The following is a 13,450-nucleotide window of genomic DNA, read 5'->3' as shown; positions in this document are numbered from 1 at the left end:
CTAAATTTTATGTCTCATGTTTCATTGGATATTAATGACTAAGCAATTAACTCAGTTCACGGTCAATAGCCACTTTTAATTTATTTATCTTGCACAGTTTTACAAATAAATTTAATATCACTGAATGGAAGCCAAGTCGAATTTGCTAATGATTAAATAAAGGTTTTACTTGTTTTGAGCATTATATCCAACTTAATTTATTCTCTTGCTACTAACATCAGTCATAGGTTAGAGTTAGGAATAAAAATTTTGCTGTTTTTTACCGTGCTAACGTTAACAAATTATATAGGACTCATATTTGATTTTTGAAAAGATACGTAGGGTGTGTTAGGGACTTCCAAATAAAAAAGTCTTTAATTTGTAGGGTGGGTTAGGACGATAGTCCGTAACCCACCATTATTTATTGGGTAATTTATTTTTTGGTGTTCCCTGAGCGACAGCATAACGCACCAAACCCTTGAGAATGGTGCGTTATGCGAAATGCTAACGCACCCTACAAATACCTAATTTTGTAAGTGCAAAGCACAGACTACGCCAACAAAAATCAAACCGGATTCCTATATCTTGAGTCTATCTATATCAGTATGACTTTAGATCTAATGATGGTTTTGTATGCGTGTGGGTGAATAATAATATTTTCGACTTGATATCAAGTAACTTGATTCTCGTTGATTTGCTGTATGGGTAACGCTGGGAAAGGGTGCGAATCAATTATGCGTAGTTTACCACTGTAGCGATCGCTTGATTAATATTATCCCTCAATCACGAATAGTTTATCAAGCCATGTATTTTGCGGTGAATGACTAAATCAGTATCATTACTGAGATAGTTCAATAGTTTGTGTGACAATATTTGAGTATGTATTGTCTCAAAACTACTATATTAATTGGTAGTTAAGCATTTTTGTAAATTATTTAATTTGCAAAGTTAACAACTGTGGGGAATACAAATTATTGTGACTAAAGTAATATGCTATGTCTAACCAAGCTCTAAATAATCTTCTCTCTATTTTTCAAGATCAACCGGAAATTTTAGAAATAATTAATCTAAGTGATCTTGAATCGAAAAAGCTAATTGGTGCTTTGAATAAAAATAATAAATTATTTGCAAGTCCTGTAAATTTATATGTTACCGGACGCACTGGCGCAGGTAAGACTTATCTGGGAAATCGTCTTATTGAGCAAGATGTGATGAAATCCACAGGTAATATAGATTGTACAGATAGTGTAGGTTGTTTTCGATTAGCAAGTAATCTCTACTATTTTGATTTACCTGGTGCAGGAAGTAGTGAGGAATATGAAAATATTAATCGTGCTACTTTGCTAATGCCACAAATTGAAGATGAGGATGATGGGATCAAGGCGATTAAAGAGTTCCAAAAAATAGATTACTCTAACCCAGAATCTCCAGAAACAAAAACCATTAGCGTTGATAATTGGCAATCTGAAGCTACTCAAAACAAAGTTAAAGCTGATGTAATTCTTTATGTCATTGCTCCTCATATGCAATTTATACGGAGTGATAAAAAATATTTACGAGCATTACTGAAAAATAATCAACAATATCATCAACAAAACAAAGTTATTTTTGCTCTGAATATGTTTTGTGATGAAAGAACAAAGACAATGAAATCAACTAAACAGAATATAGAAGATGTGAAAGCTGGAATTAGCAAAATATATCAAGAAGTATTTGAAACTCAACAAAATCCAGCAATCATAACTTTTAATGCCAAAGCTGGTAACGGAATTAATGAAATTACCTCTGAGATTTGTCAAATTTTACCTCAAGAGAAACTGGGCAATATTGAAGAGGTATTGCGTAGCGATTTAAAAGAATTCGCACAAAAAGAAAGAGACTCTCGCTATCTTAAAACATTAATTAAGATTGCTTGCCGTCTAGCAAGCAAAAAGATTAATGAACAAGCTGGTGGAGAAGATTTATTAAAGACTGCTGCTATTGCTATTAGTTCTTATGGAGTTGAAACTTTCAAAAGCCAAGAGGACTTAGTTAAAATCAAGGCAGAATTAAATCAAATAATTGAATTAACTAATAACGAAATTAAGAAACAGCGGACAAAAGCTATAAAAGCAAGAGATAAAATTACCGAAACAAAAGAGATTACCCAGAAAGAACCTATATTTGAATATGTTTCCGTGGTAGATTACATAGAAATTAATGAAACTAAAGTCAATAAATTAGGTGGTTTTAAAAAATTAATAAATATGACGACAAGTTTTTTTGGCTTAGGAAGTTATTTTGATCCTGAAGTTGTCACTGAGAAAGTAAGAAAACCTATTGAAAGGTTAGAAGAGCGGTTTGTTGGCTATGAAACAAAAATAATTGATACAGTTCAAGCTGTAGTGGGAGAGGTAGAAAAAATAGTTGGTCAAGAGTATCTCCAAGGTAGTTATCCTGTCATTAAATTCATCCTGGCTTTGGGATATGGCGTACAAAAGCATTGTCTTAATTCCGATTCTTCTTTGCAAAATTGTATCAGCAATTCCGAAAATTATATTGAGCTTAAGTTAGAACCTGTAAAAGATAAAATTGAACATTTACTAGATAACAATTCCATAGCAAATACAGAACAACAGCTTATTGAGTTAATTGAAAATATATTAGTTACGAATTTAAAATCTAATTAATTTTAGTAAGCTATCTGTAGTTTAAATAAATTCACTTAAACCTCGTCTTTCGCAAAGAATGGAGTTTTGTCATTAGCAATGTAAGGTAGACGCGTAAAGCCTTAAGGCATCAAAGAAAAGCGGATGTTATTGTAATACCGCTTTACATATGGCATTGAGACGCGACATGTCGCGTCTCTACATTTTTCACATGTATCATCATCGCTCTAATTTTTATACGCATTATGTTTAAACTTAATCAACCATCTCTCTCTGCAATTAGATCTAAATTTTTTATTGAAAGTTTAGCTACATCTCCTAAGAAAATATGTGACATCAAAATCGTTGTAACTGGTAGGACTGGAAGTGGCAAAACAACACTAGGAAATTGCTTGACAGGAATTGATAACCTAATGCCATCATCAGGACATCAAGACTGTACTAATGAAATTAACTTCATTCAATTTCCAGTTGGGATAGAATATTTTGATTTACCTGGTGTTTGTAGTGACGATAGATTAGAAAACTACAATCGAGTTGCACTTGGTTTAGAACAAGTAGAAGATTTTCCTTTTGTTGAGAGTCTTATAATCACTCAATATATTAAAAATCAAGATTATCAAAAACAAATATTTAGCATTGATCAATATAAACAAAAACAATTTCAGCCAGACATAATTTTTTATTTGATAGCTCCAGATAAGCAATTTTTACGTGATGACTGTTTCTATTTGAAAGATTTATTAAATATGCATAGTCAGCTGATTTACATTTTTAATATGTTTGTAAATAAGGAAAATTGCGAAAATCAAATAGCTTCATATGAAAATATATCTGATGCTATAGACAAAATTACCAAAGTACATGCTGATGTTTTAGGAAATACAAATCACCCCAAAATTGCTAAAATTAGTTGTTGGACAGGAGAAGGCGTTTATGAGTTAATGAAACTCTCTTGCCAGATGCTAGAGAGTAAAGAAGCAAAAAAATTTGATAATTTCCTAAATTCACAGAAGAAAAAAATATCTCATGAGTTTACCTATCAAGCTAAATTTGAGATAGTAAAGCTGCTTGCAAATATAGCTTGTCAAAAGCCCACTGGTGAATCAAGTGATTATCAAAACTTAAATCAAGCTTGTGACGAACTTTGGGAATATATAAATTTTTTATTGGGACGAGAACAAGATAAACCTGATGCTCTCAAACAACTAATTCATACTCAGATCAATAAGTTAATCAATGAATGTACTGTATCATATCATGAAAAGGTAACACAAAAAAAATCAAAGGCAATATACAAATCGGTTCCTAATTTTAAAACCATTTATGATCATGTACCAGATTACGATCGTCCGATAATAATAGAGAAAACAGAATGGCGTGATACTAGTAATGTCTTTAAAGGGTTAAAAAATTTGTCAAAGCATGGTCATTATGGCAAAAAGAAAAAGGTTTCAGAAATTGTCGGATATGAGCAAAAAACTATAACTAAGCAAATATTAGACGGCTATCGAAAAGAATACTCCCATACTGAATACTGGGAGGAAGAAACAGGAGAATATAAACTCGTAGGCACTACATATAATTCCTTCAGCCACAGTGGAATTTGTTTACTTTTAACACTAGCTCATGTTTTTACCTCTGATGCGGTAGGCAAATCTTATGAATATAAGGATTTAGATAGAGAATATCACGCAAAATACAAAAAAATCTCACAGCTAGTGAGTAAATTATCAAATTTCGGAAATGAACTGACAGAACAAGATATTTGTAATATATTAGAACCCAACATCGACAAGATTTTGGATTTTTCGTTTAAACCCCTTTGCAATCTAGAATAATAGGGAATTTTCCCCACCGATGGGAGCATCCAATTTTATTTCGTGCTAAAAGAATAATATTGTCATTGCGTACGTAGTTTGCGAACTGTAGGTTGGAGGAACTTATTAGGTGATTATATGGTGCATTATCAACTTAAAGTATCCTTTTCAGTCTTATTTACTACTATTCTGGGATTATTTATCCTCCCAGGTTGTAATCAAATTTCAGTAATTACCGATAATTCACAAACTATTTCATCACCACTATTAGTGCAAGCAAAAGCACCACCAAATGTCCCTAAAGTCAAGTCACCAATAAGTAAAAATCTATTCAATTGGCGAAATGTAAACATTCAGGGAATGGGTTATGTCACAGGTTTAATTACTTCCCCAATTGCACCTTATGATGTCTATGTTCGTACCGATGTCGGGGGAATTTATAGGTTTAATCGGGGGAATAATTCCTGGATTCCTTTGATGGATATGTTTGATACTAATTTTGCCATTGGTGGTGTGGGAGTTGAAAGTTTAGCATTAGATCCAACTAAACCCAACCGCATATATGTTGCCATCAAAAGCAAAAATTCTGACTTTAAAGATAAAGATAATAAAATTAAATCTACATATGCAGGGGAGGTGATGGTTTCTGAGAATAAAGGAACCAGTTGGAAATCTACAGGTTTAGGTAAGCATAATATCTATGTAGGACCAAATGAAGCTTACCGTGCGGAAACTGGAGAACGTTTAGCTGTTGATCCCCATCAATCGGGTTTAGTTTATTTTACTTCCCGTCGTCATGGTTTGTGGAGGAAACAGGGAAATACTGATTGGGTGAGGGTTACGGGAGGATTACCAGAACCTAGTAGTTTGCCTGGGTATAAAAATCCCGATGGGACGGATAATAAAGATCTACCGGGTTTTACCTTTGTGGCTTTCGATGAACGCACGGGTGATAGTAAAAAGGCTACCCAAATTATATATTTAGGAATCCATGGTAGTGGAATTTGGCGCAGTAGCGACGGGGGAAAATCATGGACAAATATGGGGGGTAGTGATAATCCATTGCGGGGTGTTGTGGCAAATGATGGCACACTATATGTCGGATTTGGCACCCTTGGGGATGATGGGAAGGGTAAAAAAGCAACTGGTAGTATCCGCAAATATCAAAATAACTCCTGGAGTAACATTACACCCGATGGGGATAGGATTTATCCAGCAGTGACAGTACAGCGCAAACTTAACGGGGGCTGTGCCTCCGTTAAAGTTTGTAAGAAGCAGAATCAAGCATACACGGTGATGGCGATCGCAGACAAATTTGTTTACCGTTCTACCAATGGGGGAAAAAGTTGGCAGAAACAAACCATGTTTATGGGTGCGTATGATCCGAATCATCCCCAAGATAAAGTTAACACCTCCGCACCAGGTTACTATCAATCATACGCTTCCACTGGTGCCGCCAGTATTATGATTGATCCAGGTAATCCCAAGCAAGTTTGGTGGACAAATGGTATGGGGGTAGCTCGTACAGATGATGTTACTACAGCTACACCAACCTACAAATGGTTGATGAATAACTTAGAGGAACTCGACTCAAATATGGTAAGGGTTCCTCCCAAATCGAAAGCACATGGTGGAGCAGATTTACTGAGTGCAGTCCAAGATAAAATTGGTTTTCGACACATCAGTCGTAACCAAGTTCCCACTAAATCTATTAGCCCCAGTAATGTACCTATTAACCCAGCTTTTAAATGGGCAAACCCTGATTGGAAGGTTTATCCCCAACCATATCCCCATGTTTCCGGGGCAACAGGGATGGATTACGCTTACAAAAACCCTGATTATGTGGCTTTTGTTGGCTTTAATCAGTGGCAAGGTTATTGGGGAATACATGGGATAAGTAGTGATAACGGGAAGACTTGGAAGGCTTTTGAATCGGTACCCACAGAAAACCTCTGGAAATCAGATAAGTCTGCACAGGAAAAAGTTATGGCAACTGGGGGACAAATTGCCATGTCTCCCACCAACCCCAAAAATCTAGTTTGGTCGCCAACTTGGGGTACTTGGACTCATTACACTAAAGATGGGGGAAAAACTTGGCAACTTTCCCGCAATATTGATCCTAAACCGAAACCAGAACCGTTTGATCCGCAAAATAATGATCACAATCACTATGATGCATTGCCCAAATCATGGTCAAATACAATCAATCCCTGGTTAAGTTCCTATATTTTGGCAGCAGATAGGCAAGATCCCAAAGGTGAAACCTTTTACTATTTGAATAACTCCACCTTTTACTACAGTAACGATGGTGGTGCCAACTGGCGTGAAAGTGCGGCAAAGCTACCTGGTTGGTTAATTCGTCCCACTATAGTCCCAAATCCGACACAGCAGGGTGATGTGTGGGTGAGTTTTGCCCGTAATCCAGAGGAGGTGACTGGAAATAAATTGTATCGTTCCGTTGATGGGGGTAAAACTTTCATGATTGTACCATCGGTAGAAAGTTGCGAATATATGACTTTTGGGAAGGGAATATCTGAGAAAAATCCGTATATTTACATGTTTGGTAGAGTTGGAAATGCCACCAAAGATGCCATCTATAAATCTGAAAACATGGGTAAAAGTTGGATTCAAATCAGTGATCCGAATGTGTTGCTGTTTCCTGGCATGGTAAATATGGAAGGAGATATGCGATCGCCTAACTTAGTTTATGTTGCTTTGACAGGGAGAGGAATTATGGTGGGGGAAAAATAGATATCTAAGAAGCAGATTTTCATCATGACTAAATTGAGTATGCGATACCTACGGTGGTAAACTGCGCATAATTCAAATACATACACAATTATAGGCAATATGCAAACGACTTACGTCGCGGAAGCTTTGCATTCCCAAGGTTAAAATGGAGGTTAGCGGACTCGAACCGCTGACATCCTGCTTGCAAAGCAGGCGCTCTACCAACTGAGCTAAACCCCCAGATTCTATAATTTTTCAGATTATAATTCTATATATCATAACCTATTGTCTAGTTGTATAACAAGGGGACAGAAAAAATGACTCTGGTGGTTGCTAGCTTCTATAAATTTATTCAACTTCCAGATTTTACGCAGATGCGTCACCCATTATTAACATTTTGTCAAGAGCAAGATATCAAAGGAACGATATTATTGGCACCAGAGGGGATTAATGGTACTGTTGCGGCTTCAAGCGATCGCATTCAAGATCTATTGGCTTTTTTACGTGCGGATTCTCGCCTCAAAGACTTAGAATATAAGGAATCTACCACTGACAAAGCACCCTTTGAACGGCTCAAAATCAAGTTGAAGAAGGAAATTGTCACCCTTGGTTTACCTGAAATTAACCCCGGTGAAAGAACGGGAATCTATGTTACTCCTCAAGATTGGAACCAAATAATTAGCGATCCAGAAGTAACAGTAATTGATACCCGTAATCACTACGAAGTTAATATCGGTACCTTTAAAGGGGCTATTAATCCAAATACAGAAGCATTCAGTGATTTCCCTGACTATGTACATCAACAATTAGATCCAGTAAAACATCGAAAAGTGGCAATGTTTTGTACAGGTGGGATTCGCTGTGAAAAAGCCTCCGCATATATGCTTTCACAGGGGTTTTCAGAAGTTTATCATCTTCAAGGTGGTATTTTAAAGTATTTAGAAGATGTCCCTCCCGCAGAAAGTATGTGGGAAGGAGAATGTTTCGTTTTTGACGAACGTGTTGCCGTTCAACATGATTTACAACGGGGAACATATGATACTTGTATCGGTTGTGGACACCCTGTTAATGAAGAAGATAAGCTATCTCCACATTACGAAGAGGGTATCTCTTGTCCCTATTGCTACAAAAACCTGACAGCAGATAAGCGTACAAGGCTAGAGAATAAAAAAAGACAAGCTTAGTTGAATCTATTTTTGCAGGACTATTGCAGAATATTTTAGGCGATAGTTTTGAGGATATCTAAAGCGTAACGTTCTTGTGACAAGAGTACTTGAATACCTTTGTCTCGACAAATACTAGAAAGAATTTGGCTAAGTGCAATTTTCTTTCTCTGATTATCTGACAGATCTAAACGCTGAGATTTTAAATCTTTGATAATTTCGGCAAAAGATTCTTTGTAATCGCTAAAAACAGGCTCTTCTTGGAGTTCTAACAAAAAATTTTCAAATCCGACGCAAGCTAATCCATAAATTGCCAATTTCGTAAAAGTTGCTTCTGGTTTTAATCCTGGTTTTCCATCACTAAAGTATCCCCAATGGGTATCAATTTTACCGGTGAAATAATCGATAGTTAAAGAGGTGTAATCACTAAATGTTAATGCCTGTTTACGCAGCGCGCGACTTACCAACCCTGCGGTTTTTTCTTGTCCATTTTGATCCGAATATTTCTCAATATAGTCAGTGCAATCAAAAAAACTAAACAATTCACCAATTGGTTTTTGGGAAGGTTCTAAGGCAATATCTTTCTGGCGTTTAGATAGGGGTATTTGCTTGCGGATATATAAATAATCCAGGGGATAGCCACTGCGGGTAATTTCTTGCCCATCTTTAAGACTAACAAGTTGTTCATTGGGAAGTCGTACCGTCATCCCATAACTTTCTGATGTGACAATTCCTTCACCAAAAGCGTTACTTTCCTCTCTTGAATTTCTGAGTGTGACATTTCCTAATCGATATCCTCCATCTTGGGTTTTACTAGGATAGGTAAAATAGTTTGTTGTTGTGGAACCTAATCTTAGTGCCATATCCCCTTCATTACTAAATAGATATGCTTCTTGAAACCGACGTAAAGAGGATTGTAAAAAGTTAGCTCGTCCTGAGATAATGGTCTCTGCGGGAATATCAGGTGACACTAGCACCAAACGCCCCAAAGAAAAAACATTACCAATAAAAGGTGATGGATCTTTTTCGGTACTCGTAATATCTAATGAACCAATAGATCTAGGATCGAAGACATCAGAGAGAATTCGTACAGTGTCAGTCACTACAAACCCACCCATACTGTGTCCAATAAATGATAGCTTGATGCGATCGCTATCATTGTAAACCTCTTGCCCGCAGGTATTTCCATCGGGCTTGCCTTTAACTAAAGCATAATCAATATGTCGAATTAACTCAACTAAATCTGAAACACCAAAATTATTCGCACGATAACTATCACGAAAATAGCCTCCTAATCGAAATATAATAATTGTCAATATTGGAGAAACTGCTATTAAAGACAGAATAACTAGCGCCGCAAAAATAGTTAAGAAGAATCCTGAATTATCAAACTGTAAGCTAATTCCTACAGCGCTTACCACCGAACCAATTACACCTAAAACTAAGCCCAAAGTTCCTACACGAGACACTCTGCCCCAAACTACAGGTAAAGCTGCCTTTGCAGAATTCAGCTTCTCTTTAAAGGAACCACCTTCCTCCTGTACTTCCGATGATGCAGGTGAAGTTTGTTCAGAGGGCCAACGATAACCAATTAATAATAACCCTGGAGAACGGCTTTTACCATAGTGATGAGCAATATATTCATAAATACTTTCAAACCAATCCTTGGCACCTTTCCTACTGGTGTTATAGCCATGAATGACAATCAAAATTTCGGCATTGCCTTTATGTTCTTGTAAATATTGGGAGATTTCCTTAATGAAATTTTTCGGATCACAAGATTCAGCAATGTCATCAACTTGTTTATCTTCAATATTAATTGGGGCGGTACTGGCAACAAAATATCCTGGGAAAGGTAGATTTTTGTTAGGGTTCAGTTTTTCAATAGATAGTAGAGGGGCAACCATAGGGATATATTCTGATTAGTATATATAACTTCTTTCTGAGAATCAAAATTTCCGGTAATTAACTATACATTTTTAGCAAACTCTATTCTTCGACTAATTTTTAACTTTCATCGCCAAGGTCAAACCGTCAGCAATCGGTAATAAACTTAGATTAACGCGCTGGTCTTGCTGTATTTTGGTATTTAAAGCTCTAATTTGATTGGTTCGATTATCCTGTACTTCCGGATCCCCTACTCTACCAGACCACAAAACATTATCTATGGCAATTAAACCACCTGGACGCACAAGTTGTAAACAACGTTCGTAGTAATTATCGTAACCACTTTTATCTGCGTCAATAAAAGCAAAATCAAAAGTTTCTGCTTCTCCATCTGCAATTAGTTGATCGAGAGTTTCTAAAGCCGGGGCAATATGTAATTCAATTTTATTGGCAACTCCTGCTAATTCCCAATACTTTCGGGCAATTTGTGTGTACTCTTCACTCACATCACAGGCTACGATTTTCCCATCTTCTGGTAACGCTAGTGCCACCACCAAGGAGCTATAACCAGTAAATACACCAACTTCTAATGTTTTTTTTGCACCGATTAACTGCACCAAAAGTGACATAAATTGCCCCTGTTCTGGTGCTATTTGCATAATACTCATGGGATGTTTTGCTGTTTCATCCCGTAACTGTGTTAGGATTTGCGGCTCTCGCAATGATGCAGATAATAGGTATTGATAAAGATTTTGATCGAGTCCGAGGTGCTGGTTGTTCATCGTATTTTTCACTCATTAGCTATTGATATTACCATTTCGCTGTAAAAAACAACTAAATCTAGTGAAAATACTAAATTATCTATGTTCACAAGTGCCGACAATGTGATCTAATACGAATAATTACTTAGTTAATTGTAGTCTATTTATAATTATAAAATAGTTACTCACTCAGAAGATAAATCATCAAATATTCGCATTATATATTCATAGCTTAAATAAGATTATCTAATTTACTTAAATGTGATGACAGCGCCCATTTTGGGTAAAATCTCTAAAGGAAGAATAATGATAAAAATATGGTAGCAACTTTGTTGAATCTATTAAACTCCATCACTTTCCCTGGTTTTGGAAGTGTCGAGCCTTTCGTTAGTTCTGGCTTAAAGAGTGATGCAAATGGCGGCAAACCACGCGCCTTTGAGATCCGGCAGGGTACAGATGGATTTAACTACTATCTGAAGATTTTCAGTAATGGGAATGAAGCAACTCGTGTTGTTGGTGCCTTTACGTCTGCTGAAGAAGCCTTAGATTACTTAAATAGCAATTATTGATGTACAAAATTTGCCGATTCGTTGATAAAAGTTAATGAAAAAAAATAAATTTTGATAAATCCCACAAGTCGCTAATTAACTCCAATTTCACTAAAGCTTGAGAGTTAGTTTAGTTTGAGGTGCTTTCTTAAATGATCAGAAATTTGGTAAATTAGTATACAATCCTAAAAACCAATTTCTGCACTGGGGGTAAAAATGAATCGTCCAATCATACTTGGCATTGTGGGAGATAGTGCAGCGGGTAAGACTACTTTAACAAAGGGTATTGCTCAGATACTTGGTGTGGAGAACGTGACGACGATTTGTACTGATGATTATCATCGGTATGATCGTCAGCAACGTGCAGAAATTGGAATTACGGCACTACACCCTGACTGCAATCATTTGGATATTATGCAGCAGCATTTATCTTTACTGCGGATGGGGCAAGCTATTCTCAAACCAATTTATAGCCATAAAACAGGGTGCTTTGAAGCCCCTCAATATATTAAGCCAGCGAAATTTGTCATTGTTGAGGGGTTATTGGGCTATTCGACCCGCGCTGCTAGGGATTGTTATGATGTCAAGGTGTACTTGGCACCGCCAGAACCTCTACGTGCAAGTTGGAAAATTAAGCGAGATACTCAAAAACGCGGTTATACAGAAGAACAGGTGCGTCAGGAATTAGCAAAGCGCGAATCTGATTCTGATTTGTATATTCGTCCCCAACGTCAATGGTCTGATATTGTTGTTAGTTTTTATCCCCCTAGCGACGATGCAGAACAAACAAAGGATCATTTAAATGTGCGTTTGGTTTTGCGTCCGACAATTCCCCATCCTGATTTTACTGAGGTTTTAGCGGCTGGAAATGGAAATTTGCGCTCCGCGATTCGCTTAGAATTGGATCGGGATATGGGTAAACCAGTAGATGTATTAGAAGTTGATGGTCATGCTACCTTAGAGCAGGTGAATCGCTTAGAACAAATAATTTGTTCGGATATGCCTTACTTGAAGAGTGTATGCGATCGCGAAAGTAATCCAGAGCTAGGTAAAATATCTGGGACTACCGGAGAAGTTTTACAAAGTTACCCCCTAGCGTTGACGCAGCTGCTAATTACCTACCACATGTTGAAAGCAACACAAATGCATCAATAGTTATCAGACTTCAAAAGTAGATTAATTTGAACTTTATTTGGAGTATGCGATCGCGTAGGTAATTTATCCCTAGTAATATCGTACACTCCCATCAAATTAGTTTACTCTCGAATCCACAATGCTAACCCACCACCGCGTCCACGGGCTGCGATAAAATCATCGGTGGTGAGGAAAAAAGCAAAGAATGGTAATTTACCAGTTGTTGTTTGATTGTAAAAATCCTGATTTGCTGTTTTCCGACTTTTGACATTTCCACGATAAAGAGTGCGATTCAATAAAGACAACTCTATTTTGTCAAAGTCAAATGTCAAAAGGTTCTTTTTCCCCCAATATTTGGTTAATCCGCTAAATTGCAGCTTCATAAAGCCTAGTTCGGCTGAATTTTTAATTTCTCCTTTACCCAAATTCTCATCCGTATTTGTGCTAAAAGCTATTTTGGCTTTAGCAAAATTTGGTACATAAAAGCCTTTTCCTAAAATAATTCCTCCTCGCCTTTGGACTTTTTTGGTTCCAGTGGCAAAACATAATCTCCACTCACCCAACATTGATGGGAAAGGGTAGATAATTTTTTGCTGTTTAGCGGCTATTTCTGCCTGTAATAAGGCATTTACTACTACTTCTACTTGGGGACGATCTTTGCTCTTGCTGCGGTAAGCCAGTGCAGTCTTGGTAAGTATATCAATAAACTCTGTGGATGCAGGAGTAGTTAAATTAGTTGTCATGATGAAGTAAGAATAAATCTTTTCTCTGTAATTTTAC

At 36.7% G+C, this 13,450-nt stretch carries 9 protein-coding genes and 1 tRNA gene; 6 read left to right on the top strand and 4 right to left on the bottom strand.

Features of this window, described 5'->3' with window-relative positions:
- Window positions 1-974: 974 nt before the first annotated feature.
- The 3 genes from CAL6303_RS02565 to CAL6303_RS02555 all read left to right on the top strand — a co-directional run bounded on the left by CAL6303_RS02565 (window position 975) and on the right by CAL6303_RS02555 (window position 7,198).
- Window positions 975-2,648, top strand: coding sequence for a GTPase (locus CAL6303_RS02565; RefSeq protein WP_015196257.1), 1,674 nt, complete (start codon window positions 975-977; stop codon window positions 2,646-2,648).
- 224 nt (window positions 2,649-2,872) lie between these two features.
- On the top strand, window positions 2,873-4,468 hold the full coding sequence (locus CAL6303_RS02560) for a GTPase (protein WP_015196256.1): 1,596 nt from the start codon (window positions 2,873-2,875) through the stop codon (window positions 4,466-4,468).
- Between the two features lie 117 nt (window positions 4,469-4,585).
- Window positions 4,586-7,198: an exo-alpha-sialidase gene (locus CAL6303_RS02555; RefSeq protein WP_015196255.1), complete on the top strand. Its 2,613-nt coding sequence runs from the start codon at window positions 4,586-4,588 to the stop codon at window positions 7,196-7,198.
- A 146-nt stretch (window positions 7,199-7,344) separates the two neighbouring features.
- On the opposite strand, the gene CAL6303_RS02550 is transcribed toward CAL6303_RS02555, so the two are convergent.
- Window positions 7,345-7,417, bottom strand: a tRNA-Ala gene (locus tag CAL6303_RS02550).
- 77 nt (window positions 7,418-7,494) lie between these two features.
- Here CAL6303_RS02550 and CAL6303_RS02545 point away from each other — a divergent pair.
- On the top strand, window positions 7,495-8,361 hold the full coding sequence (locus CAL6303_RS02545) for a rhodanese-related sulfurtransferase (RefSeq protein ID WP_015196254.1): 867 nt from the start codon (window positions 7,495-7,497) through the stop codon (window positions 8,359-8,361).
- A 35-nt stretch (window positions 8,362-8,396) separates the two neighbouring features.
- Here CAL6303_RS02545 and CAL6303_RS02540 read toward each other — a convergent pair whose 3' ends face one another.
- Together CAL6303_RS02540 and CAL6303_RS02535 are read right to left on the bottom strand one after the other, a co-directional pair.
- Window positions 8,397-10,247 carry an alpha/beta hydrolase gene (locus CAL6303_RS02540; protein ID WP_015196253.1) on the bottom strand — a complete coding sequence of 617 codons (1,851 nt, stop codon included), beginning with the start codon at window positions 10,245-10,247 and terminating at the stop codon, window positions 8,397-8,399.
- A gap of 93 nt (window positions 10,248-10,340) precedes the next feature.
- Window positions 10,341-11,009 carry a class I SAM-dependent methyltransferase gene (locus CAL6303_RS02535; RefSeq protein WP_015196252.1) on the bottom strand — a complete coding sequence of 223 codons (669 nt, stop codon included), beginning with the start codon at window positions 11,007-11,009 and terminating at the stop codon, window positions 10,341-10,343.
- 296 nt (window positions 11,010-11,305) lie between these two features.
- On the opposite strand from CAL6303_RS02535, the gene CAL6303_RS02530 reads away from it, so the two are divergent.
- Window positions 11,306-11,557, top strand: coding sequence for a hypothetical protein (locus CAL6303_RS02530; protein ID WP_015196251.1), 252 nt, complete (start codon window positions 11,306-11,308; stop codon window positions 11,555-11,557).
- 195 nt (window positions 11,558-11,752) lie between these two features.
- Window positions 11,753-12,691 carry a phosphoribulokinase gene (locus tag CAL6303_RS02525; protein WP_015196250.1) on the top strand — a complete coding sequence of 313 codons (939 nt, stop codon included), beginning with the start codon at window positions 11,753-11,755 and terminating at the stop codon, window positions 12,689-12,691.
- Between the two features lie 101 nt (window positions 12,692-12,792).
- Here the strand turns inward: CAL6303_RS02525 and CAL6303_RS02520 are convergent, their stop codons facing one another.
- Window positions 12,793-13,413, bottom strand: a complete 621-nt coding sequence (locus CAL6303_RS02520; RefSeq protein ID WP_015196249.1) for a hypothetical protein — start codon at window positions 13,411-13,413, stop codon at window positions 12,793-12,795.
- Window positions 13,414-13,450 lie beyond the last annotated feature (37 nt).

Source organism: Calothrix sp. PCC 6303 (assembly GCF_000317435.1).
Classification (GTDB): domain Bacteria; phylum Cyanobacteriota; class Cyanobacteriia; order Cyanobacteriales; family Nostocaceae; genus PCC-6303.
The sequence above is the reverse complement of the archived record's forward strand: the minus strand, read 5'-3'. Positions and strand labels throughout refer to the sequence as shown.

What these genes read in the sequence shown, in the direction of transcription:
- CAL6303_RS02565 (WP_015196257.1), top strand. Translation starts at nt 975, where the DNA reads ATGTCTAACCAAGCTCTAAATAATCTTCTCTCTATTTTTCAAGATCAA.
- CAL6303_RS02560 (WP_015196256.1), top strand. Translation starts at nt 2,873, where the DNA reads ATGTTTAAACTTAATCAACCATCTCTCTCTGCAATTAGATCTAAATTT.
- CAL6303_RS02555 (WP_015196255.1), top strand. Translation starts at nt 4,586, where the DNA reads ATGGTGCATTATCAACTTAAAGTATCCTTTTCAGTCTTATTTACTACT.
- CAL6303_RS02545 (WP_015196254.1), top strand. Translation starts at nt 7,495, where the DNA reads ATGACTCTGGTGGTTGCTAGCTTCTATAAATTTATTCAACTTCCAGAT.
- CAL6303_RS02540 (WP_015196253.1), bottom strand. Translation starts at nt 10,247, where the DNA reads ATGGTTGCCCCTCTACTATCTATTGAAAAACTGAACCCTAACAAAAAT.
- CAL6303_RS02535 (WP_015196252.1), bottom strand. Translation starts at nt 11,009, where the DNA reads ATGAACAACCAGCACCTCGGACTCGATCAAAATCTTTATCAATACCTA.
- CAL6303_RS02530 (WP_015196251.1), top strand. Translation starts at nt 11,306, where the DNA reads ATGGTAGCAACTTTGTTGAATCTATTAAACTCCATCACTTTCCCTGGT.
- CAL6303_RS02525 (WP_015196250.1), top strand. Translation starts at nt 11,753, where the DNA reads ATGAATCGTCCAATCATACTTGGCATTGTGGGAGATAGTGCAGCGGGT.
- CAL6303_RS02520 (WP_015196249.1), bottom strand. Translation starts at nt 13,413, where the DNA reads ATGACAACTAATTTAACTACTCCTGCATCCACAGAGTTTATTGATATA.